The organism is Methylobacterium indicum, assembly GCF_017347565.1.
In the GTDB taxonomy this organism is placed as follows: domain Bacteria; phylum Pseudomonadota; class Alphaproteobacteria; order Rhizobiales; family Beijerinckiaceae; genus Methylobacterium; species Methylobacterium indicum.
Map to the genome: position 1 here is coordinate 4,547,895 of NZ_AP024145.1, position 22,371 is coordinate 4,570,265.

The window sequence follows — 22,371 nt, forward strand, 5'->3', positions numbered from 1 at the left end:
GCCGTGCCCGCTTCTGGATGGAGAGAGCCCGTCAGGGCCTCGGCCCTTCCGCCTGCGCGGCCTGCAGGACCAGCGGGCATCCGCCCTGGTCGAGGGGCCGGAAGGCTTCGCGGCCCGGGATGGTCGCCAGGGTCCTGTAGAGGTCCCACTCGCCCTTCGACTCGGCGGGTTTCTTGACCTCGAACAGGTACATGTCGTGGATCTTGCGGCCGTCGGCCCGGATCGTGCCCTTGCCGAACAGGGGATCGTCGGTCGGGATCTCCTTCATCCTGGCGACGACCTTGTCTCCGTCCGCGGCCGAGCCCAGCGCCTCCACGGCCTTCAGGTAGTGGAGTACGCCCGCATAGACCCCGGCTTGCGCCGCCGTCGGCTTCTTGCCGCCCGCGAGCCTGGCGAAGCGGTCCGAGAAGGCCCGGGTGTTATCGTTGAGGTCCCAGTAGAACGGCTCGGTCAGCACCAGCCCCTGCGCCACCTTCGGGGTCAAAGCGTGGATGTCGGAGGAGAAGATCAGGAGCCCGGCGAGCGCCTGGCCGCCCTCCGCCACCCGCAGCCGCGCCGCCTCGCGCACCGCCCCGATCGTGTCGCCGCCGGCATTGGCGAGCCCGATCACCTTGGCCCCCGAGCCTTGCGCCTGCCGGAGGGCGGGCGCGAAGTCGAAGGCCGGGAACGGGGTCTTCACCGCGCCGAGCACCCGGCCGCCCCGGCGCTCGATCAGCGCCGTGGTATCGCGCTGCACCGCCTCGCCGAAGGCGTAGTCGGCGGTGACGAAGAACCAAGTGTCGCCGCCGCGCTTGACCATCGCGCCGCCGGTGCCGTTGGCGAGCGCCACCGTGTCGAAGGTCCAGTGGACGGTGTTGGGCGAGCAATCCGGCCCGGTGAGGTCCGCGGTGCCGGCGCCGGAATCGACGAAGACCTTGTTCTTCTCGCGGGTGACCTCGTGCACCGCCAGCGCCACCGACGAGGTCGGCACGTCGAAGATCGCGTCGACCCCCTCGCGGTCGTACCAGGCCCGGGCGAGGCTCGCGCCGACCGCGGGCTTGTTCTGGTGGTCGCCGGAGACGACCTCGACCGACAGGCCGTGGTCCTGCGCGCGGAAATCCTCCACCGCCATGCGGGCGGCGACGACCGAGCCCTCGCCCGAGATCTCGGCATAGACCCCCGAGCGGTCGTTGAGCACGCCGATCTTGACCGGAACGACCCGGCCGGGGGTCCCCGCAAGCGCTGCCACGCCCGGGCCGAGACCGAGCGCGGGCCCCGCCAACAGGGCCGTGAGGAGGACCCGCGCCCGCATCACACGCCGAGATAGGTGTGCAGCTTGTCGATGTTGGCGTCGAGCTCGGCGTTCGGGATCATGTCGATCACCCGGCCCTGCTCGACGACGAAGTGCCGGTCGGCCACGGTCTGGGCGAAGCGGAAGTTCTGCTCCACCAGGATGATCGTGTAGCCCTCGGACTTCAGCCGGGCGATGGTCCGGCCGATCTGCTGCACGATGACCGGGGCGAGGCCCTCGGTCGGCTCGTCGAGCAGGATCAGCTTGGCGCCGGTGCGCAGGATGCGGCCGATGGCCAGCATCTGCTGCTCGCCGCCCGACAGCTTGGTGCCCTGGCTGCCCGAGCGCTCCTTGAGGTTCGGAAACAGGGTGTAGATCTGCTCGACCGTCATCCCGCCGGGCTTCACCCGGGGCGGCAGCATCAGGTTCTCGTAGACCGACAGGCTCGAGAAGATGCCGCGCTCCTCCGGCACGTAGCCCAAGCCCAGCTTGGCGATGTTGCGCGAGGCCATGGCGATGGTCTCGGTGCCGTCGTAGCGGATCGAGCCCTTGCGCTTGCCCAGGATGCCGATGATGGCGCGGAGCGTCGTCGTCTTGCCGGCGCCGTTGCGGCCGAGCAGGGTCACCACCTCGCCGGGCTTCACGTCGAAGGTGATGCCATGCAGCACATGGCTCTCGCCGTACCAGCCTTCGAGGCCCTGCACCGAGAGGAGGGGGGCGGCGCCCGCGCCCGCCGCCGGGACCGGCTTCGTCATCACCGCCTCAGCCATGACCGGCTCCGATATAGGCCTCAACCACGCGGGGATCCTTCGACACGGTGGCGTAGTCGCCCTCCGCCAGCACCTGGCCGCGCGCCAGCACGGTGATGCGGTCGGAGAGCGAGGCGACGACCGACAGGTTGTGCTCGACCATCAGGATGGTGCGGTTCGCCGAGACCCGGCGGATCAGGGAGGCGGTCCGGTCGACGTCCTCGTGGCCCATGCCGGCCATCGGCTCGTCGAGGAGCAGCATCTCGGGCTCGAGCGCCAGCGTCGTGGCGATCTCCAGCGCCCGCTTGCGGCCGTAGGAGAGTTCCACCGCCGGAATGTCGGCGAATTCCGACAGGCCAACCGCCTCGACGAGGTCCAGCGCCTCGCGGTTCAGCGCCCGCAGCACCGTCTCGGAGCGCCAGAAATCGAAGGAATCGCCGCGCTTGCGCCGCTGGAGCGCGATGCGGACGTTCTCCTTGACGGTGAGGTGTGGGAAGACCGCCGAGATCTGGAACGAGCGCACTAGGCCGAGCCGAGCCACGTCCGCCGGCTTCATGCCGGTGATGTCGCGGCCGTTGTAGCGGATCGAGCCCGCCGACGGTGTCAGGAACTTCGTCAACAGGTTGAAGCAGGTCGTCTTGCCGGCGCCGTTCGGGCCGATCAGCGCGTGGATCGTCCCGCGCTTGACCTCGAGCGTCACGCCGTTGACGGCGCGAAACCCCTTGAACTCCTTGGTCAGGCCCTCGGTCGACAGGACGATGTCCTGGCCCCGGGCGCCGGCCTCAGCGTGGGTTAGCGGTTGGGCCATGTCGGCGCGTCACCCCTGCGTTTCCTCGCTCGCGCTTATGCGCGTATCGCATAGCGAAACAGCATGCCGCCGAAGGAGTGTCAACGGGTCGACGCCGGCCTGCCGCAGGGCGAATCCGGCCTGTCAGGCCTTATTCACCGCCGGTTTCGGTTCGAGGAGCGCCCGGGCCGTCCGGGTGAGCGGCCGCTCGATCACGCGGTGCAGCACGAGCGCGGCGAGGCAGGCGAGGGCCAGCATCGCGGCCACCGCGAGGCCGGGCCCGAGACGGGCGGCGAGCCCGGTCGCCTCGACGGCGATCCGCACCCCGCGCACCGCGAAGGGATGGACGAGGTAGAGCGCGTAGGAGGCATCCCCGAGGAGGGTTGCGGGTCTCAGCAGGGCCGCACGGCGCGGGCCGCCGACGCCGGAGGGTCCGAGCGCGGCGGCCGCGACGAGAAGGCAGGCCGGCCCGCCCCAGGCGAGGCAGCGGGGAAGGGCGGGGGCATCGCCCGCGAGCGACAGGAGCACGAGGCCGGTCCCCGCGAGTACCAGGCGGGCGAGGCCGGGCAGGCGCAGGCCCTCCCGGCGCGCCAGGGCCAGGAGGGCCCCGCAGGCGAATTCGAGGACGATCGGGTCGCTCCAGAAGGCCAGCGGCACCGGCAGCGCCGTGCCATGATGGACCGCTGCCGCCCCCAGGAGCACGAGACCGGCGAACACCGCGACCGTGCCGGCGACCGCCTGCCGTCGGCCCCAGGGCAGCACGAGGGCGAAGACGACGTAGAACGCCATCTCGTAGTTCAACGTCCAGCCGAGGGAGTAGAGCGGCTGCACCGCCCCGTCGCCCCGGGCCATCGGCCAGAACAGATAGGAGGCCGCGAGGTAGGCCGGCCCCTCGCCGCCGGCCCCCAGGAGGCCGGGCCTGGCCCAGGCGAGGGCGAGGTAGAGCGTGGTGGCGAGCCAGTAGAGGGGTACCACCCGCGCGACCCGGTGGGCGAGGAAGACCCGCCGCGCCTCCCTCCGCCCGTGCAGCGGGGCCGCCGCGTGCACGATGATGAAGCCCGAGATGACGAAGAACACGTCGACGCCCGCCGGCCAGGGCAGCCAGGCGGCCGGCGCGAAGGCGAGGCCCGCCCGATCGGCGAGGCCCGCGACTTCGTGCTGGGCATGGCCGGCGGCGACCATCACGGCGGCCAGCGCCCGCAGGACCTGGATCAGCGGCAGGGGCGTGGAACGGACCAAGGACATCGCTCACCGGACACGGGCACCCGGACGGGACCCGGCGCGGTCTTACCGGAGCCGGGGCGGGTTCGGCCAGGGCCGGCAGACCCCGAAGACATGACGCGACCGCGGGAACAATGCCGCCGGAACGTCGTTGTCCAGCCCGAAAGCGTCCTGCCAAGCCGATGACGCAGCCGTGACTGAGACGATCCCTCGATATCCGGCGGTTCTGGCACGTTACGCTCAAGAACAGACTACCAGGAGTTGACCGATGAAGAAGCTCGTTGCCCTGACCGGCCTCGCCGTTGCTCTCGCCACCCCCGCCTTCGCGCAGCAGGTCGGCAATTTCAACGAGTTCCGCTCGATGGCGCTGATGTCGAATGCGTTCGAGGTCAAGGCGAGCCAGATCGCCCTCGACAAGTCGCGCAACCCGCGCATCCGCAGCTTCGCCCAGGAGATGATCCGCGACCACCGCGCCGCCAACGTGGCGCTGCTCGGTGGCCGTGAGAACGTCGCCGGCGGCGTCGGCTCCGGCATCGGCGGCCTGATCGAGGCGCCCTTCGCCATCGCGGGCGGCGCGGTCGGCGCGGCCACGGGTGCGGCGGCCGGCGTCGTCGGCGGCACGCTCCAGGGCGGCCCGGTCGGCGGCCTCGAGGGCCTCGGCTCCGGCGCGGCCCGCGGCGCCCGGATGGGTGCGAACGCGGTCGACTTCGACGGCGACGTGACCACCACCGCCGCCACCCGTGCCATCCCGCTGGGCCCGCAGCAGCAGGCGATGCTCGCCGAGCTCGCCGACACCCCGGCCGGCCCGGCCTTCGACCGGACCTACGTCCGCATGCAGGTCCAGGCCCACGCCATGACCGTGGCCAACTACCAGGCCTACGCCCAGTCGGGTCCGAACCCGGCCCTGCGCAACTACGTCCAGCAGGCCCTGCCGGTGATTCAGCAGCATCTGGCGCAGGCCCAGCGCCTGCCGGGCGCCCGCTGAGCGCACGGACCAACCTTGAGATGACGGAGCGGCGGGCCGAGAGGCCCGCCGTTTCCGTTCGTGGCATACGCTAAGCAGATTTCGCCGAAGTGGATACCGGTTCTAGACAAAAATCTGCGACAAAACAAGAACCTAAGCGGGCGAAGCGGTAACCGGGGCAAATTCACGGGCGAGCAGGTGCAGCATTTCTGGTCTCGCACATGCGAGATGCTGCATTGTCAGTAGCTTGCGGGTTCGAAGGACCGCCCCTGCGACGCATTTTCGAATTCCCGCCCGCGATTTTGCCCCGGTTACGGCGAAGCGTTGGCCTGCCCACGGTCCACGACACTGGCCGGGAACCGTGCAGCCAGGCTCCATGACCCATTGTAAACCAATCCCTTTTCCGGACGACTGAAGCGAAGCGGAAGGAGATCCGGAATCCAGCACGAAAAGCCGCGAAGCGTCTCATTGTCTGCGACGGTGCAACAGGTTGAGCCGCTTCGCGGCATGTCCTCTGCTGGATCCCGGATCTCCTTCCGCTGACGCTCCAGTCGTCCGGGAAAGGGGGTGGAACGCCTGCGTGGTGGCCTCCACTTTCTTCAATGTCGTGTACCGTGGGCAGGCCAACGCTTCGCCCGCTTAGGTTCTTGTTTTCGTCGCAGATTTTTGCCGCCGAACCGGTGTCCACTTCGGCGAAATCTGCTTAGAGGCGGATCCTCACCACAGCAGCGGGTGGCGGTACACCTCCACCATGTCGCCTGCCTCGACCCGCGTGACGTCCTCCGGCAGCTCGGCCAGCCCGTCGCTGCCGGTCAGCGACGACAGCAGCCCGGCGCCGTCGCGGGGAAACTTCACCGCCTCCACGGTCCCGTCGGGGCCGCGGTGCAGCGAGACGCGAACGTATTCCCGGCGCCCGGCCTTCTTGGCGTACCGGAACGCGGCGCGGGCGGGCTCGCTCGGCGGGGCTTCCGGAACGGCGCCGCCGAGGCGGGCGAGGAGCGGCCGGACGACGAAGAGCAGCGTGACGTAGACTGCCACCGGGTTGCCCGGCAGGCCGACGAAGGCGGTCTCGCCGATGAGGCCCATCGCGATCGGGCGGCCGGGCTTGATCGCGAGGCGCCAGAACACCAGCCGCCCCACCGCCTCCACGGCCGCCTTGACGTGATCCTCCTCGCCGGTCGAGACGCCGCCCGAGGTCACGATCAGGTCGTGGCCCGCGGCCGCCGCCTTCAGGCGGTCGGGCAGGGTGGCGGGGTCGTCGCGCAGGATGCCGAGATCGGCGACCTCGACGCCGAGGCGCCGCAGCAGCGCCACCAGGAGGATCCGGTTCGAATCGTGGATCGCGCCCGGCCGCAGCTTGGCCCCGGGCTCGGCCAGTTCGTCGCCGGTGGAGAAGACCGCGACCCGCAGGCGACGGCGCACCGAGAGGGTGGCGTGGCCCGTGGCGGCGGCGAGCGCGAGGTCGGGCGGGGTCAGACGGCGGCCGGCCGGGATCACGACGCTGCCGTGGGCGACATCCTCTCCGGCGAGGCGCCGGTTGGCGCCGGCCTTGAGGCCGGAGGGCAGGGCGACCGCCTCGCCCTCGCGCCGCACGTCCTCCTGCATGAACACCGTGTCGGCACCCGGCGGCATCGGCGCGCCGGTGAAGATCCGCATCGCCGCTCCCGCCGGGAGGCCCGCATCCGGCGCGGCCCCGGCGGGAAGGCGCCCGCGCACCGGGAGCACCGTCTCGGCACCGGGGGTCAGGTCGGTAAAGCGCACGGCGTAGCCGTCGACCGCGGAATTGTCGAAGGGCGGCAGGTCGAGCCCCGCGACGACGTCCGCGGCCGCGATCCGCCCGTCGGCGTCCGTGAGGGCGATCGTCTCGGTCCCGGCCAGAACCGGCACCCGCTCGGCGATCAGCGCCGCGGCGGCCTCGACGGAGAGGAGCGGGCCGCCGAAGGCGAAGCAGTCGTCGGTCAGCTGCGCCATGAACTCCGCTCTCCCGCTTCTCCGCCCTCCCGGGATTCCAGCCGCGCCAGCACCGCCGCGAGGGGCTCGGCCCGCGCCATGACGATATCGGCGACCGTCTCCACCGCGTCGAGGGGCACGATCGGCGGGGTTGCGTCCGGAAAGGGATGGTCGCTCGCCACCGCGACGATGCGGGGATCGTCGGGATGGAGCGGCGGCCGGCCGTTGGCGTGCCGGTAGACCTCGAGCTTGGGATGCGCCTCGCGCTTGAATCCCTCGATCACAGCGAGGTCGCAGGGGCCGAGCCGGCGCAGCAGGTCGGGCAGGCGCGCCTCCTCCTCGACCTCTCGGATCTGAACGGTGCGGCGGCTCGACGAGACGATCACCTCGCAGGCCCCGGCCTCGCGGTGGCGGTGGGAATCCTTGCCGGGCTGGTCGACGTCGAAGGCGTGGTGGGCGTGCTTGACCGTCGCGATCCGCAGGCCGCGGCCCCGCAGGACCGGGATCAGCCGGACCAGCAACGTGGTCTTGCCGGCGCCGCTCCAGCCGGCGAGCCCGATGACCCGCATCGTCACGCCTCCGGCCGGGTGAAGCCGAGACCGGCGAGGTCGGCGGCCAGCGCCGGATCGTCGAGGAGGGCGAGGAACGCCGCGAGGGCCGGCTCGTCCCGCCGCTCCTCCCGGTAGGCGAAGTCGTAATGCTCCTCGGTCAGCGGCAGGAAGCCGAGGCCGTAGGCCTCCGCCACCGGCGCGATGGCGACCCCCCAATCGGCCCGGCCCTGCGCGACCGCCGCCGCGACCGCGTTGTGCGAGCGCGGCTGGTTCCAGTAGCCGGCGGGCCGGGCGCCGTTCAGCAGGCCCTCGACCAGGGCCCGGGTGCCGGCCCCGGTGTTGCGGTTGACCATCACCGCCTCGTCGTCGGCGAGGAGCCGCGTCACCGCCTCCTCGGCCGGCGCGTCGGAGAAGCGCGGATCGCCGGCGCGGAAGACCACGCCCTGCAGGCGGCGCCAGCCCGGCGCCAGGGCGAGGCCGGCCGTGAGATAGGGGGCGTTGTAGCGACCGGTCTCGGGATCGAGGAGATGCATGGCGGCGAGGTCGCACTCGCCCCGGCGCAGGGCGCCGAGCCCGCCGGCCGAGCCGACCCAGAGGGTGCGGGCGGTGACATCGCGGGCCAGGAGATGTCCGACCAGCCGGTCGAGGCCGAGGCAATGGCTGCCGACGATCATCAGGTCCGGCGGCCGGGCCGCCCGGCCGATCCGGGAGACGGACACGGCCTCGCCGGCCTCGAGCCCGGGCCGGTTCGCCGGCACGGCGAAGAACCCGTCGGCCTGCGAGAAGGCCGTCACGGCCCCCGAGCCCTTGGCCAGCGGAAGGGCGACGAGACCGCCGGTCCCGCGGGAGAGCGCAGCCATCACGTATTCGGTGCGCCCGAGCTCGGAGGGGAGGCGCTGCGGCAGCTGCGCCGCCACGATCTCCTCCTCCCGGGCGGGCAGGCCGGCGAGCGCCCGGATCAGCGGCACCACGAATTCGTGGAAGGTGAACATCGCCGAGGTCGGGAAGCCCGGCAGCACCACCACCGGCACGGTGCCGGCCAGTGCCAGGCAGAGCGGCTTGCCCGGCTTCAGCGCCACGCCGTGGACCAGGATGCCGGGCTCGCCCAATCGCGACAGGATGCGGTGCGAGACGTCGCCCGCGCCCTTCGAGGTGCCGCCGGACAGGATCACGAGGTCGGCCGCGGCCAGGGCCCGAGCCAGGGCGTCTTCCAGCGCCGCCTCGTCGTCCGGCACGATGCCGCCCGGCACCGCGACGCCGCCATTCTCGGTTACGCTCGCCGCCACGATGGCGCCGTTCGAATCGTAGAGCCGGCCTTGCGCCAGGGGCGAGCCCGGCGCCACCAGTTCGTCGCCGGTGGAGAGCACCGCGACGCGGGGCCGGCGCACGACGGGCAATGCGGCGAGGCCGCAGGCGGCCAGCATCCCGATCTCGCGGGCCGTGGCCAGGGTGCCGCGGCGCAAGACCGTCTCGCCCCGCGCCATGTCGGCGCCGGCATAACCGACGAAGCGGCCGGGCCCCGCCGCTTGAGCGAGCGCGATCGCCGGCGCGGGGCCGTCCTCGAATTCCGTCGCCTCGACCATCACCACCGCGTCGGCACCGCGGGGCAGCACGCCGCCGGTGGCGATCGGCGTGGCGGTGCCCGGGCCGACGGTCAGGGTCGGGGCGACGCCGCAGGCCAGGATCTCGCGGTTCAGGACGAGGCGGCGGGGCGCGGCTTCGCTCGCCCCCTCGGTATCGGCGGCGCGCACCGCGAAGCCGTCGACGAGGGCGCGGTCGAAGGGCGGCACGTCGATCGGCGAGGCGATGTCGTCGGCGAGGACCCGGCCGAGGGCCTCGGCGAGCGGCACGGTCTCGGGCGGCAGGGCCGTGTGCGGCACGGCCTCGCGCCAGCGCGCCATCGCCTCGTCGCGGCTCACCACCGCCAGGAACTGCTCCTGGCGCGAGGCCGCGGCGAGGCGGATGGAGAAATCGTCGGCGGGAGAAACGGTCACAGCGGCAGAACCTCGACGGGGGTCCCTGCGGGATACCCCTCATGGGCCGGCGGCACCAGCAGGGCGGCCTCGGCCCGCGCCAGGCGATGGAGCGGGATCTCGGCCCCGCCGATCGGTTCGGCGCCGGCCGCGACGCGGCGCAGGAACACCACGTCGGTGAGGCCGATGAGGGACGAGACCTTGCGGGTCAGGGGCAGGATGGCGGCGGGTTCGGGCGCGGTGCCGGCCAGGGCGGCGAGCAGCGGCCGGCCGAGGGCGAGCCAGGCCGCGAGCGCCGCATCCGGCCGGCCCGGCAGCAGCAGCACCGGCCGCCCGGCCGCCTCGCCGAAGCCGGCGCTCTCGCCGGGCCGCAGGGCGATGCCGTGGGCATCGAGCCGCCCGGCCTGCGCCAGCGCCGCGGCGCTCCCGTCGCGCCGGCCCGGGCCGGTGCCGCCGAGCACCAGCACGGCATCGGCCCCCGGGGCGAGGAGGGCGGCAGCCAAGTCCTCCGCCGGTGCCGGCCTTGTCGCGATGTCGGCCGTGCCGCCCGCGGCCGCGATCCAGGCGGCGAGGACCGGCGACAACGTGTCGGGCGCGGCCGCGAGGATCCGCAGCCGCGGGCGGCGCACGTCGAGTTCGGCGAAGCCGGCCTCCGCGAGGGCGAGGCCCTGCAAGGGCACGATCCGCTCGCCCGCGGTGACGAGGGGCGGACCCGGTGGAAATTCGGCGCCCGGGGCACGCGTGCCCTCGCCGGCGGCGACCTCGGTCTCGATCCAGAGCGGATCGTCTCCGAGGGCGTCCGGCGCCAGCAGGGCGTCGGTGCCGGGAGGCAGCGGGGCGCCGGCCTCGACCCAGGCGGGAGCGCGGGCCACCCTCACGGGGGCGTACGGGGAGGCGCCGACGATTTCCGCCGCGCTCGCCGCCCAGCCGTCGCGCAAGGCCATGCGGTGCGCCGGCAGGCCGGTTCCGACCACGACGTCCCTCGCGGCCACGGCGCCCAAAGCCTCGGCGAGGCTCGCGCCGACGGGCGCGACCGGGCGCGCCAGGGCAACGAGCGCCTGCGCCGCCTCGGCGACGGGCATCAGCGCGGTGGTGAGCGCCCTCGGCCTCACGGGCGGGCGCCCGGATGAAGAGGGGCGGCCATGCGGCTGTCCTTGATTCGCAACGGAGCGGAGCCGATGCGGCAAGCGCCGGCCGGGATCAAGGTTCGGGCGCCGGGTCGGGCGCTCGGCGGAGAAAATGTCGCGGCGGAGACGAGAGTTCGGCCCACTCCCCACCCGCGGAGAGTGGGGAAACCTGCAGTAGTCCCCGCTGGAAGGTTTCCGCGGCCGACCCCGAGCATGAGGATTCGATAGTGCCGGAATCCCCCATCGCGCCCATACCCGCCCCCTCCGCCGAGGCCGTCCGCGTCGCGCGACAGCTCGGGCGCCTCGAAGCGCTGGAAACGCGCCACCGCCTGCGGCGGCGCGTCGCCCGGGCGGTACGGGGCGGGCTCGGCGGGGGCGGCGCTTTCCTGGTACTGGTGAAGGCCAAGCTCGTCGGCTCGCTCGCCGGGAAGCTCGTGATCGCGGCGATCGTCGCAATTGGCTTCGCCTGGCCCCTCGCCGCCCTCGTTGCGGTCGTGATCGCGATGGCGATCGCGGCCCTGTTCGACGGCGGCCCGCTCGATCTCGCCGGATGCGACTGCCCCGGGCCGAACGCCCGCCGCGCCCGGCTGCGGGCGCTGATCGCGGAACGGCGGACCTGGCTCGCCGCGCCGGATGGCCCCGCGCCCCTCATTCGCTCGAGCCGGAAGCTCACGCGCGCCTGAGGGAAAAAGCCCTACGGGGGCTCCGTCCCGCAGGCGGCTTCGAGGATATCGGCCTCGGTCACCGTCTCCATCGGCTTGGCGATCTTGACGGCCCGGGTCGGCCGGCCCGCGAGCATCAGGAGGATCACCGTTTCGACATCCGGGCAGCCGGGATCGGCGCAGGCGATCTCGTTGACCGAGAGCGCGTCCTCCTCGGCGAGCGCCAGGATCCGGCGGGTGCGCTCCGTCAGATCCTTGCGCGACGCGGCCTGCGCGCTCGCTCGGGCGCGCAGGACCTTGAGGCTGTGGAACACGGAGCGTCAGGCCATGCCCGGCGTCCAGGCCGGGAACGGATCGGGCAGGGTCCGGTCGGCCGCGACCGGTCCGTCCTCCCCGCCGACGAGGCAGGCGTCGAGGGCCCGGCGGATCGCCGCCTCGTCGAGGCCGGCACCGATGAAGACGAGTTCCTGGCGCCGGTCGCCCCAGGTGTCGCTCCAGTGCCGGTCCAGCTCGTCGCGCCACTCGGGATGCTCGGGCCAGCGCGCGCGCGGCACCGCGGCCCACCAGCGGCCGAGCGGCGTCACCCGGGCGGTCGAGCCGGCGAGAGAGAACTCGCCGACCCAGTCCGGGCGGGTCGCGAGCCAGAAATGGCCCTTGGCCCGGATCAGCCCCGGCCAGGTATCCTTGGTGAAGGCGTCGAACAGCGCCGGATGGAAGGGCCGGCGGGCCCGGTAGACGAAGGAGCCGATGCCGTATTCCTCGGTCTCCGGCACGTGCTCGGCGGCGCCGTACAGCTCCTTGTACCAGAGCGGATGAGTCTGGGCCTTCTCCTCGCTGAACAGCCCGGTCTCCAGCACGTCGCCGAGGGGCACCTGGCCGAACGCGGCCTCGACGATGCGGGCGTCGCCGTTGAGGCCGCGCACCACCTTGCGCACCAGGTCGCGCTGCTCGGCCGTCACGTCGTCGGCCTTGTTGATGACGACGACGTCGGCGAACTCGATCTGCTCGACCAGGAGGTCGACCAGGGTGCGGGTGTCGCCTTCGCCCGCGACCTCGCCGCGGTCGCGCAGGAAGTCGTGCGAGCCGTAGTCGCGCAGCAGGTTCACGGTGTCGACCACCGTCACCATCGTGTCGAGGCGGGCGATGTCGCAGAGCGCCCGGCCGTCCTCGTCGCGGAACGAGAAGGTGCTGGCGACGGGGAGCGGCTCGGCGATGCCGGTGCCCTCGATCAGCAGCGTGTCGAACCGGCCCTCCTCGGCGAGGCGGCGCACCTCCTGCATCAGGTCGTCGCGCAGGGTGCAGCAGATGCAGCCGTTCGTCATCTCGACCAGGCGCTCGTCGGTGCGCGACAGGCCGGCATCGCCCGCCCGCACGAGGTCGGCGTCGATGTTCACCTCGCTCATGTCGTTGACGATGACGGCGACGCGCCGGCCCTCGCGGTTGGCGAGCACGTGGTTGAGCAGGGTGGTCTTCCCCGCTCCGAGGAAGCCGGAGAGGACCGTGACGGGCAGGCGGGAATCGGTCGAACGGGCAGGGGACGTGGCTACGGACATGGGCACCTCCACATTCGTAACAATATAACATTGCCCATCGTGTCAAGGCGGCCCCCGTGGCACCGCTTCACCTTCCCGCCCGTGGCGAGCGGGCCTAGAGCGGGGGTGCTCCTAGGAAGGCTTGCGCTGGCAGGCCAACGCTTCGCCCGCTTAGGTTCTTGTTTTGTCGCAGATTTTTATCGCCGAACCGGTATCCACTTCGGCGAAATCTGCTTGGGAGATCGACGCGCCGCATGCGCAATGTCCTCCGCCTCCTCGTCCACGCGTCCCTCGCGGTCGCGCTGCCCGCAGCGGCCCGCGCCGAGATGCCGATGCGCGGCCATGGCGGCCCGGTGCGGGCGCTCGCGGTGACGCCGGACGGGGACAGGGCGCTCACCGGCAGCTTCGACCAGTCGGCGATCCTCTGGTCGCTCGCGGACGGGACGGCCCAGCGGATCCTGCGCTTCCACGAGGGGGCGGTGAACGCGGTGGCGTGGCTGCCCGATGGCGGGATGCTCACCGGAGCCGAGGACGGACGCGTCGCGCTCTGGCACGCGGGGCCCGAGCCGGAACGGGTCCTGACCCGGCATGCCGGCCCGGTCACGGGGATCGCGGTGGCGCCGGACGGACGGACGGTCGCCTCCTCCGCCTGGGACGGCACCGCCCGGGTGACGCCCCTGGACGGTGGACCGGCGCAGGTCCGTGAGCATGGCGGCAACGTCAATGCGGTGGCGTTCCTGCCCGACGGCCGCCTCGTCACCGGCGGCTACGACGCGACGGTCCGGATCTGGCCGGAGGCGGGCGAGCCCCGCGCCGTCCAGCTCCCCACTCCGGTCAACGCCCTGGTCGTCGCGCCCGACGGGGAGATCGCGGCGGCCGGCGCCGACGGATCCGTCCGCCTGCTCGCGCCCGATGGCGGGGTGCGGGCCGAGGTCGCGGTCGGCCCCCGTCCGGTGGTGGCGCTGGCGCTCTCGCCGAAGGGGACGCAACTCGCCGCCGCGACGGTGGGCGGCGCGGTCGCGGTGATCGACCGGGAGGCGGCGCGGGTGCGCCTCACCCTGGTCGGGCCGGGCCTGCCGGTCTGGTCGCTGGCCTTCCGGGGCGACGACGAGCTCGTCACCGGCGGCGGCGACCGGCTGGTGCGGCGCTGGGACCTCGCCACCGGTGAGCCGATCGGGCCGCTCGCCATGCCGCGCCCGGCCGACGGGCTCGCGGCCTTCGCGGGCGACCGCGGCGCGGAGGTCTTTCGCGCCTGCGAGGCCTGCCACACCCTGACGCCGGACGGCGGCAACCGGGCCGGGCCGACGCTCCACGGGGTGTTCGGCCGGCGCATCGGGACGGCGCCGGGCTACGCCTACTCGCCGGCCTTCCGGCAGCTCGATATCGTCTGGAACGCCGACACCATCGCCCGGCTGTTCGAGATCGGTCCCGCGCGGTTCACCCCCGGCACCAAGATGCCGGAACAGACCGTGCAAGAGGCCGAGGACCGCGCCGCCCTGGTGCGATTCCTGGAGACGGCGACGCGGTGAGGTGGGTTCGACCCTGGCATCGCGCCGGGGGGCGTGCGCGTTGACAGAGTATCGGCCGGGCGGGACATTACAGCACTGGAGGTCGCCATGCTGAGCGTCATCGAAGAGCTTTCGGGCGACGGCATCGTCCTCGACGCCGCGCATGTGCGGGCCCGCGTGGAGGACTGGCAGGAACGGATCAACGATCTTTATCGAGAGATCACGGACTGGCTTCCCGATCTCTGCGTCAACCGGGACGGAACGGTCCTGATGGATGAGGAAGTGATGCGCGCTTACGGCGTATCACCGATCCGGCTGCCGATCCTGCGCCTTGCAGACGTGGGAGCGGAAGTGGCCACCTTCGTTCCGGGAGGTCTGTGGATCATCGGCGTCAACGGCCGGATCGATCTGTCCACGCGCAATGGTCGGTTCCTGATCATCGACAGGGCCGGTGTCTTCGCACACCCGCGGTGGACCATCGCTCCTGCTCTGCGCCGCCTCGATGTCGAGCCGCTCTCGCAGGCAACGCTCATCAGAGCCATCCGGTGAAGAATGGGTCAATGCAAGTCCGATCGGCGAAGGTGCTAACGTGAAAGACTTGGCGGCTATCGCTGCCGTCTACTCGGATACCGCGACGGGCTTCGATGCCCAACTCGCGCAGGCGCGGGAAGCCGCGGACACTGCCTTGGCTGACCGCATCGCGCGCAAGCAGCAGATCAACGACTCGGCCTACTTCATTCTTGCCTGGGGCCAACTCGAGGCCGAGATCAACCGGATGGCCGAACAGGCCGTCCGCAACCGGCGAAGCAGCATCCGCTGGGAGGACCGCCGCGCGTGGGACGCGCATGATCCGGAGAACATGCGGGCGAAGTTCGAGGACCGGGCCGCGCTCGTGCTCGACCGCCTCAACGTCGCTTCCGACGCCTACCGCAGGACGATCCGCTACTATCGCTGGCGTAACGGGATCGCCCACGGCGCAAGCCTGGCGACCGGGATCGACGTCCCGGCTATCATCGGCGACCTCTATCAGATCGCTGGCGAACTCAGGGCCTGAAGCTCAGCCCTGCCGCGCCCGGATGTAGTCCTCCGAGGTCCGCGGCCGGTTCTCCTCCGCGGCATGGGGATCGAACCCTTCGGTGAGGACGTGCGAGACCCGGCAGGTGTCGCACATCATGAGCGCCTTGATCCGCTGCTCGCCGGCCGGGCCGGCGAACATCCAGTGGCGGTCGCGCAGGCGCCCGACGATCCGCTCGATGGTGCTGCGGGTGCCGAAGGCCTTGCCGCAGGCGATGCACTCGAACGGCTCCTCTTCCTTCAGCACCCGGCGGGGCGCCGCCCAGGCGGCGAAGTCGAGCTGCGGCACGAGGCCGATCACGTCCTCCGGGCAGGTCGCGGCGCACAGGCCGCATTGCACGCAGGCGCTCTCGGCGAAGGTCAGGCGCGGCCGGTCGGGATCGTCGGCGAGCGCACCGGTCGGGCAGGCACCGACGCAGGCGTGGCAGAGCGTGCAGGACGCGGTGTCGAAGGCGAGGCCGCCGAAGGGCGCGCCGGCATCGAGCGCCACCCGGTCGACGGGATGCGGCGCGGCGTGGTGCAGCTCGGAGACCGCGAAGCGCAGGACGCCGCGCACGTCGCCGTCCGGCATGAAGCCCGACGGGGTCGGGGCGGGGGTGCCGCGGGGGCCGGTCGCCAGGGCCTCGCCCAGCGCGTCCGGATCGTCGGTCTCGATGAGCGAGACCACGGCGCCGCCCGCCGGCGCGCCGTAGCCGAGGGCCTGGACGATCGTCTCGAGCCGGGCGGCGTTGCGCAGAAGCGGGGCGACGTCGTGCTTGGGTCGCGCCCGCACGAGGAAGCGCACTGCGCTCGCGCCGTACGCGAAGGCCGCGGCCACGAGTTCGGGTCCGACCTGCGTCACCTCGTTGAGCGAGAACGGCAGCACGTCCGCCGGCAGCCCGTCGCCGAAGCGTGCGAGCGCGTCGATCAGCGGGGCGCCGTGCGCGTCGTCGTGGATCAGCAGCACCGGCGCGGCGCCGCCGGCCTTGCGGAAGGCGGCGAGGAGGGTGCGCAGGCGGCGCATCTGCGCGTCGGCCGGCGGCAGGGCGTAGGCGGCGGCCCCCGTCGGGCAGACCGAGGCGCAGGAGCCGCAGCCGGCGCAGACATGCGGATCGATCGCCACATGGTCGCCGGCCGGCGCGATGGCGCCGGTCGGGCAGACGTCGAGGCAGCGGGTGCAGCCGGTGATGCGTGAGCGCGAATGGGCGCAGAGGTCGGCGTGGAAGTCGATGAAGCGCGGCTTGTCGAAGGTGCCGACGAGGTGCGAGGCCTCGAACAGCACGCGCTCCACAGCCGCCGGATCGCCGGGATCGGCCCGAAGATAGCCGCTGCGCAGCTCGTTCGCGGGGAAGAGCGGCGTGCCGCCGGTGAGATCGACGACGATGTCGCAGGTCGACATCGCCCCGTCCCGGGACGGCCCGAAGGCCAGCGCCCGGCGCGAGGAGGGCAGGGGCAGGGCGGTATCGTCGACCGTCAGGGTAAAGGCCCCGAGATGGCCCTTGGCCGTCCGCACCGTGCCCTTCAGAACCGGGACCTCGCCGCTCGACGGCACCGCGACCTCGCCCGGCCGGGAGAGCAGCACCGTGACGTCGAGGTGGTCGGCGAGCCGCCGCCCGGCCTCGATCGCCGCCTCGTCGCGGCCGTAGACCAGGGCGACGCCCTGGCTCTCGAAGCTCACGTTCGCCGGCACCGGCATCGTCTCGGTGGCGGCGGCCAGCAGGGCGGCCATCTTGGGCCCGGCGGCGGCGCCTTGCGCCGACCAGCCGGCCGTCTCGCGGATATTGGCGAAGGCGACGCGGTCCTCGGCGCCCAGCTCCTCCGCCACCTCGCGAAAGAGCGGCGCCTTCAGGGTGCAGGACACGGTGACGGGGGCACCCGAGGCCAGGGCCGCCCGCACCCGTGGGAGTTCGCGACCGCAGAACTGGTCGCCCGTCTCGAGCGTCCCGCCGCAGCCCTTGCCGATCGCCGCCGCATCGAGGGGCATGCTGCCCTCGCAGGAACAGGCGATCACGATCCGATCCGACACCGCGCACGTCTCCGACCGGGCGCGGTCCTCGGCCTCGCCGGAGGCCGAAGCGCTGCGCGCCCCCTGGGGCGTCATGCCCCTTGTTCAGTGATCCAGCGCTATATAGGAGCCGTTAAAAAGAACGATCCGACACGTTCGCACAGGCCATCCGTTTCCCTGCCGCCATCCCCCTCATGACCCTCGCGGATTCCTCCGGACTGCTGCTGCCCCCCGTCTTCCGTTCGCTGCGCTTGCCCGCCGGGGCGGCAGGAACGGCGCATGAGCGGGCCTGCGCCCTTGCGGGCGACGACGACGAGGCCGCCGGGATGCTGGTCGTCGGCACCCGGCCCGACCTCGTGGATATCGCGGTGGTGCTGGCACCCAAGGAGCCGCTCGCGGTCGCCCGCCTCGCCGGGCTCGTCGGTCTGACCGCCCTCGCCGAGACGGTCGGCAGCCACGGGCCGCCCGACAAGCCGGTGACCCTCGACGGGGCCGGCGCCCTCTTGTTCGACCGGGCCCGCCTCGGTGGCGGGCGGCTCGCCTGGCCGGAGGGCTGCCGAGACGAGGCGGTGCCGGACTGGCTCGTCTTCTCCGCCATGCTGATTGCCTCGAAGCGCGAGGCGGGCGATCCCGGCCATACCCCGGATTCGACCTCGCTGGAGGAAGAGGGGTTCGAGGCGACGGGCGACGCGCTGGTCGAGAGCTTCGCCCGTCACCTGCTGCGCGGCCTCGCGCTCTGGGCCGAGGACGGTCCCCCCGGCGCCCGGGCCCGCGCCCGCGGCTTCCTCGGCACCGATGCGGGCCTGCCCGTCCTCGACGGCGCCGGCTGGTTCGATCCCGTCCGGGGAGGGCCGCGCCTGTGAGCCTCAAGCTTCCCCGCACGCTCCGGCTCGACCCGTCCGACACCCTGGTCTTTCCCGAGGCCGCCCCGCCCGGCGAATGGGCGGTGAGCGGCAGCTTCCTGTTCCTCGACGACGATCCGGCGACGCTCGCCGGCAAGGCGCGGGCGGCGTTCCGGGCCGGGTTCGTCGGCATCGATTCGTTCGGTTTCTCGACCCTGGTGGTGGTGAGCGAGGCGAGCGAGGCCGAGCGCGAGGCCGCCACCGCGGCGCTGGCGACGCAGTTCCAGGCCCGCCTCGGCGCGCCGGACCGCGCGAGCGCGCTCGCCGCCGCCCGGGAGGAGATCGGCATCGCCGAATCGCTGTGCGGCCCGCCGGTCGGCACGGTGCTGGCGCTGCACCGGACGCTGGAGGACGGCGAGATCCGCGAGCGCTTCCGCGCGTTGCGCCCCCGGGAGGGCGCCGTCCCCGGCACCGATCGACGCCACGCCTATGCCCGCGCCTTCGACTTCTACGAGACCGACGACGAGCCGGAGGAGCGGGTCGACCTCGCGGGGTTGCTGGCCGGCAAGCCGGACGGCGATCCGCGATGATGGGTTCCTCGCGTCACGCCGCCGGCCGCGATCCCACCCGCGACCTCATCCTGAGGTGCTGCCGCTTGCGGCAGTCTCGAAGGAGGGCTCCAGTGATCCCTGTACCGTCTGGAGGCCTCCTTCGAGGCTCCGGTTGGTCGCGCCTCAGGATGAGGTCGCGGGTGGGATGCCGGGCCTCATCGTCCATCTTTGGCAACACTCTTCTTCACCCGGTTCCGAATCCCCACCATGCCTGAATTCTGGGTCTCGAGCGGCCATCATCTCACCCGGCGCGACGCGGGCGGCGGGCTCGTCGTCACCGACGAGTTGCTGCTGGCCTATCTCGCGCGTCCCGAGCTGGTGCCGCCGGAGGAGGCCTGCGACGCCGAGCGGGCGCTGTACGCCGCGCTTCTCGCCGATCCCCGCCGCAGGGTTGCGCCTGCCGAGGTCGCGGCCCTGGCCGACGCCGATGCCCGCGAGAACTGGGACATGATTCTCGCCTTTCGCGACCGGCTGCTCGCCGCCCGCTCGGTCGAGGCGGCCTATCTCGATCTCGTGCGAAACGGTGCGGCCGGCACGCCGCCGCTCTTCCTCAACCAGCTCGTCCACCTGATCCTGCGCAACGCGCTCGACGGCTGCGACGACCCCTATACCCTGCGGGCCGCCGAGCTGTTCTTCCGGCCGCAGCGGGCCTCGCTCAGCAACGGATCGCTGCTGCTCGCCGATGCCGAGCTGATCGATGAGGCCGAGGGCGCGGGCCGGCCATCGCCCCTCGTCGCCATGCTGGGACGCGAGCCGGTCTCCGAGCTCGACGTTCTCGCCGCCGACAACGCCTGGACCTACTGGAGCCGGTCGGACGCCTTCAGCATGGCGCTCAACCTCGGCTCCGATCCGAAGAGCCGCGAGGGGCTGGCCCGGGTCATCGAGGCCTTCTTGCGCCACCTGATGGCCGTCGAGGTGGCGGTCGCGCCGATACCCGCGATCGAGGACAGGGATTGGCGCTGGTTCGTCGGGCTCGACGCGGAGGGGACGCGGATCGGCAACGCCCTGTGGCGCGGCGAGGCCGTGGATGCCGCCACGAGCGAGCGGGTGCTGGCCCTGTTTCGCCTCACCGTCCTCGACCCCGCCCGGGCCGATCCGCGGATCGAGGGGCGGCCGGTCTACCTGCTCCTCGCCATGACCCCGGACCGGCTGGTGACGATGAAGCCGCAGAACCTGATCGCCGGGCTCCCCCTCGTCGCGACCGGAGAGGCCTGATGGGCACGCAGCTGATCACCGTCGGGGTCGTCGTCGCCAAGCGCCGGCTGAAGGGGCCGTGGGCGAGCCATGCCTGGTTGCCCGTCGCGGTGCTGCCGGGACTTCCCGGTACGGAGCCGTGGACCCGCCTCTCGGCCGGCGAGGAGGAAGAGACGTTCTACGCCGGAGCCTACGAGGTCGAGCTGCACCCGGCCGAGACGGCGCATTACGGCGACAACCTCGCGGCGGCCCGGCCCTCGCTCTGGGTCGCGTTGCGCGAGACCGGCCCCGAGACCTACGCGGTCGCGACCGTCACGGCCGATCCCTACGAGGGCGAATCGCTCGCCGAGGGCATCGGCGAGATCGTCGAGGCGGTCCCGATGCCGCCCGAGATCCAGGCCGAGGTCGGGGCCTTCTACCGGGCCTTCCACGTCGAGCGGGTCTTCCACAAGCGCAAGCGCGACCGGGCCGACCCGGAGGCGCTGGCCCGCCAGGAAGCCGGCGCCCGGCGCCGGCCGGAGGAGCCGTGAGCGACGGCTTTCTCTCCCGCTGGTCGCGGCGCAAGCGCGACGAGGCGCGCCGGCCGGCCGAGGCGCCGGAGCCGCCCGCGGCGGACCTCGCCGCGGAATCGTCGGAGGAGGGCGAGGGCCTGACCCCCGAGGAGCTGGCTGCGCTCCCCTCCCTCGACACCCTCACCGCCGCGACCGACCTCGCGCCGTTCCTGCGTGCCGGGGTGCCGCCGGTGCTGCGCAACGCGGCGCTGCGCCGGATGTGGTCGGTCGATCCCACGATCCGCGACTTCGTCAGCGAGGCGCGCGAATACGCTTATGACTGGAACACCCCCGGCGGCGTGCCCGGCACCGGCGGCCTGATCCCGGCCGAGGAGGTGCGGGCGATGGTCGAGCGGGTGTTCGGGGGGCAGCCGGCGGCCGCAGAGCCCGACGATCCGGACGCGCCCGCCTCGTCTCCCCGCGAGCGGGGAGAGGGCTCCGCCGACCTCGCCGTCGGCGCGGCGAGCGGTGAACCGGGGGGGCGCGGCGAGGCGGTGGTACCGGACGAGGCTCCGTCTGAGACACCTTCTCAACCTCGCTCCGGCTGCGCCTCCGCTCACGTTATCCCCGACGAGGGGGATGACGTCCTCTCCCCGCCCACGGGGAGAGGGGACAACCCCGCTCTTCCGTTTGCCCGGACCGCCTCGTCGCCGCTCGGCGACGCGACGACCCCGGATCGTCGTCAACCCGATCCCGAGCCGGCTCCCGATCCTCGCGAACGGCCCCGCCTGCGACGCCATGGCGGGGCAACTCCGATTTGAAACATTAGAAAGTAGAATTGCGCGCGACGGATTCCCCGCTATGGTGCCGGCCCGTACTGCCCGATCCTCCGCCAGAAACAGAGGGGAAACGGCAGCCGCCGGGAGGCCGAGCCGCGTTGCGTGAGGTGATGGTGAGTCAGGGGTCCGGTCCGGTCGAGGAGATCGACGCGCTGCGCGCGCAGGAATACGACCTCCTGGCGACCCTGCTCGGGCGTGCGCCGGCGCCGGATCTGGTCGCGGCCCTGCACGGTCTCACGGGCGACGGCTCGCCGATCGGTCGGGCGCACGATGCGCTGGGCCGCGCCGCCCGCGAGGCCGATCCGCGCGAGGTCGGCCGCGACTACTTCGCGCTCTTCGTCGGCGTCGGCCGCGGGCTGATCATGCCCTACGCCTCGTACTACCTCACCGGCTTCCTCAACGAGCGTCCGCTGGCGCGGGTGCGCCAGGACCTGGCCGAACTGGGGCTCGAGCGCGATCCCTCGTCGAGCGAGCCGGAGGACCACGCCGCGACGCTGCTGGAGGTGATGGCGAGCCTCGCCTCGGGGCGCCTGACGGCGGAGCCGGGGACGGATCACCGCTTCTTCGAGCGGCATCTGAATCCGTGGATCGGGCGTTTCTTCACCGACGTTGCGGCGCAGGCCGCGACCCCGTTCTACCGTGCGGTCGGGGAACTCGGCGAGGTGTTCACGACGGTCGAGACGGAAGCCTTCGCCATGGACGCCTAGGACCGACGAAGACCAGGGCGCCAGCCCACCGATGGAATGGGGGCGCGCCGGCCACGGCCGCGCCGAACGAGACGGTTTCGAAGAGGAGAGCCGCGATGCGGCAGGACGACGACACCCGGAAGGACGATACCCGGCTCGGACGACGCCAGTTCTTCCGCGCCCTCGGCGGCGGCACCGCCGCGGCGGCGGCCGCGGTCGCCTCCGTGCCGCTGACGCCCACCGAGGCGCAGGCCTACGACCCCGGCAATGCCGAGACCCGGTCGCGCTACCGCGAGACCGATCACGTCAAGGCCTTCTACCGCACCAACGGCTACGAGACGCTGAAGAAGTGAGAC

23 protein-coding genes are annotated in these 22,371 nt (G+C 72.6%); 12 read left to right on the forward strand and 11 right to left on the reverse strand.

Annotated features, from left to right (window positions below; all coding sequences use genetic code 11):
• Positions 1-31: 31 nt before the first annotated feature.
• The 4 genes from miv_RS21075 to miv_RS21090 form a co-directional block, all read right to left on the reverse strand.
• A complete protein-coding gene (locus tag miv_RS21075) occupies positions 32-1,291 on the reverse strand; it encodes an ABC transporter substrate-binding protein (RefSeq protein ID WP_207178673.1) in 1,260 nt (419 codons plus the stop codon).
• Positions 1,291-2,040: an ABC transporter ATP-binding protein gene (locus tag miv_RS21080; RefSeq protein WP_058617849.1), complete on the reverse strand. Its 750-nt coding sequence runs from the start codon at positions 2,038-2,040 to the stop codon at positions 1,291-1,293. Before miv_RS21080 ends, miv_RS21075 begins: the two co-directional genes overlap by 1 nt.
• Entirely contained in the window at positions 2,033-2,827 is a 795-nt protein-coding gene (locus miv_RS21085) for an ABC transporter ATP-binding protein (protein ID WP_048426117.1), read from the reverse strand. Before miv_RS21085 ends, miv_RS21080 begins: the two co-directional genes overlap by 8 nt.
• A gap of 123 nt (positions 2,828-2,950) precedes the next feature.
• Complete coding sequence (locus miv_RS21090; RefSeq protein ID WP_342345213.1) at positions 2,951-4,045, reverse strand: acyltransferase family protein; 1,095 nt, start codon at positions 4,043-4,045, stop codon at positions 2,951-2,953.
• A gap of 250 nt (positions 4,046-4,295) precedes the next feature.
• On the opposite strand from miv_RS21090, the gene miv_RS21095 reads away from it, so the two are divergent.
• Positions 4,296-5,012 carry a DUF4142 domain-containing protein gene (locus miv_RS21095; RefSeq protein WP_207178674.1) on the forward strand — a complete coding sequence of 239 codons (717 nt, stop codon included), beginning with the start codon at positions 4,296-4,298 and terminating at the stop codon, positions 5,010-5,012.
• A gap of 696 nt (positions 5,013-5,708) precedes the next feature.
• Here the strand turns inward: miv_RS21095 and miv_RS21100 are convergent.
• From miv_RS21100 to miv_RS21115, 4 genes are read right to left on the reverse strand one after another with little or no spacing between them, the layout of a single operon-like run.
• Entirely contained in the window at positions 5,709-6,962 is a 1,254-nt protein-coding gene (locus miv_RS21100; RefSeq protein ID WP_207178675.1) for a molybdopterin molybdotransferase MoeA, read from the reverse strand.
• Positions 6,950-7,510 carry a molybdopterin-guanine dinucleotide biosynthesis protein B gene (mobB, locus tag miv_RS21105; RefSeq protein ID WP_207178676.1) on the reverse strand — a complete coding sequence of 187 codons (561 nt, stop codon included), beginning with the start codon at positions 7,508-7,510 and terminating at the stop codon, positions 6,950-6,952. The genes miv_RS21100 and mobB overlap by 13 nt, the downstream gene beginning before the upstream one ends.
• Before the next feature lie 2 nt (positions 7,511-7,512).
• Positions 7,513-9,486, reverse strand: a complete 1,974-nt coding sequence (locus miv_RS21110) for a molybdopterin biosynthesis protein (protein ID WP_207178677.1) — start codon at positions 9,484-9,486, stop codon at positions 7,513-7,515.
• On the reverse strand, positions 9,483-10,547 hold the full coding sequence (locus miv_RS21115) for a molybdopterin-binding protein (protein WP_207183584.1): 1,065 nt from the start codon (positions 10,545-10,547) through the stop codon (positions 9,483-9,485). The genes miv_RS21110 and miv_RS21115 overlap by 4 nt, the downstream gene beginning before the upstream one ends.
• Positions 10,548-10,819: 272 nt before the next feature.
• On the opposite strand from miv_RS21115, the gene miv_RS21120 reads away from it, so the two are divergent.
• On the forward strand, positions 10,820-11,275 hold the full coding sequence (locus miv_RS21120; RefSeq protein WP_244496777.1) for a hypothetical protein: 456 nt from the start codon (positions 10,820-10,822) through the stop codon (positions 11,273-11,275).
• Between the two features lie 11 nt (positions 11,276-11,286).
• On the opposite strand, the gene miv_RS21125 is transcribed toward miv_RS21120, so the two are convergent.
• Positions 11,287-11,568, reverse strand: coding sequence for a hypothetical protein (locus miv_RS21125; protein WP_048426174.1), 282 nt, complete (start codon positions 11,566-11,568; stop codon positions 11,287-11,289).
• A 6-nt stretch (positions 11,569-11,574) separates the two neighbouring features.
• Positions 11,575-12,807, reverse strand: coding sequence for a GTP-binding protein (locus miv_RS21130; RefSeq protein ID WP_207178679.1), 1,233 nt, complete (start codon positions 12,805-12,807; stop codon positions 11,575-11,577).
• A 233-nt stretch (positions 12,808-13,040) separates the two neighbouring features.
• On the opposite strand from miv_RS21130, the gene miv_RS21135 reads away from it, so the two are divergent.
• From miv_RS21135 to miv_RS21145, 3 genes are all read left to right on the forward strand, one after another.
• Positions 13,041-14,315, forward strand: coding sequence for a c-type cytochrome (locus miv_RS21135; RefSeq protein ID WP_207178680.1), 1,275 nt, complete (start codon positions 13,041-13,043; stop codon positions 14,313-14,315).
• A gap of 87 nt (positions 14,316-14,402) precedes the next feature.
• Positions 14,403-14,843: a hypothetical protein gene (locus miv_RS21140; protein WP_207178681.1), complete on the forward strand. Its 441-nt coding sequence runs from the start codon at positions 14,403-14,405 to the stop codon at positions 14,841-14,843.
• A 40-nt stretch (positions 14,844-14,883) separates the two neighbouring features.
• The gene (locus miv_RS21145; protein WP_207178683.1) at positions 14,884-15,348 is read left to right on the forward strand and encodes a hypothetical protein; all 465 of its coding nucleotides are present in this window, start codon (positions 14,884-14,886) and stop codon (positions 15,346-15,348) included.
• Positions 15,349-15,351: 3 nt separating this feature from the next.
• On the opposite strand, the gene miv_RS21150 is transcribed toward miv_RS21145, so the two are convergent.
• Positions 15,352-17,331: a 4Fe-4S binding protein gene (locus miv_RS21150; protein WP_207183585.1), complete on the reverse strand. Its 1,980-nt coding sequence runs from the start codon at positions 17,329-17,331 to the stop codon at positions 15,352-15,354.
• 215 nt (positions 17,332-17,546) lie between these two features.
• Here miv_RS21150 and miv_RS21155 point away from each other — a divergent pair, with 215 nt between their 5' ends.
• The 7 genes from miv_RS21155 (at position 17,547) to miv_RS21185 (ending at position 22,368) form a co-directional block, all read left to right on the forward strand.
• On the forward strand, positions 17,547-18,215 hold the full coding sequence (locus miv_RS21155; RefSeq protein ID WP_207178685.1) for a biotin/lipoate--protein ligase family protein: 669 nt from the start codon (positions 17,547-17,549) through the stop codon (positions 18,213-18,215).
• The gene (locus tag miv_RS21160; protein WP_058619201.1) at positions 18,212-18,784 is read left to right on the forward strand and encodes a DUF6505 family protein; all 573 of its coding nucleotides are present in this window, start codon (positions 18,212-18,214) and stop codon (positions 18,782-18,784) included. The genes miv_RS21155 and miv_RS21160 overlap by 4 nt, the downstream gene beginning before the upstream one ends.
• 228 nt (positions 18,785-19,012) lie before the next feature.
• Entirely contained in the window at positions 19,013-20,020 is a 1,008-nt protein-coding gene (locus tag miv_RS21165; protein ID WP_207178686.1) for a DUF6352 family protein, read from the forward strand.
• On the forward strand, positions 20,020-20,529 hold the full coding sequence (locus miv_RS21170; RefSeq protein WP_058619199.1) for a DUF3305 domain-containing protein: 510 nt from the start codon (positions 20,020-20,022) through the stop codon (positions 20,527-20,529). The genes miv_RS21165 and miv_RS21170 overlap by 1 nt, the downstream gene beginning before the upstream one ends.
• Positions 20,526-21,311 carry a DUF3306 domain-containing protein gene (locus miv_RS21175; protein WP_207178688.1) on the forward strand — a complete coding sequence of 262 codons (786 nt, stop codon included), beginning with the start codon at positions 20,526-20,528 and terminating at the stop codon, positions 21,309-21,311. Before miv_RS21170 ends, miv_RS21175 begins: the two co-directional genes overlap by 4 nt.
• Positions 21,312-21,439: 128 nt before the next feature.
• Positions 21,440-22,036 carry a TorD/DmsD family molecular chaperone gene (locus tag miv_RS21180; RefSeq protein ID WP_207178690.1) on the forward strand — a complete coding sequence of 199 codons (597 nt, stop codon included), beginning with the start codon at positions 21,440-21,442 and terminating at the stop codon, positions 22,034-22,036.
• 95 nt (positions 22,037-22,131) lie between these two features.
• Positions 22,132-22,368 (forward strand): formate dehydrogenase, encoded by a 237-nt coding sequence (locus miv_RS21185; protein ID WP_048426164.1) that lies wholly within the window; start codon positions 22,132-22,134, stop codon positions 22,366-22,368.
• Positions 22,369-22,371: the final 3 nt, after the last annotated feature.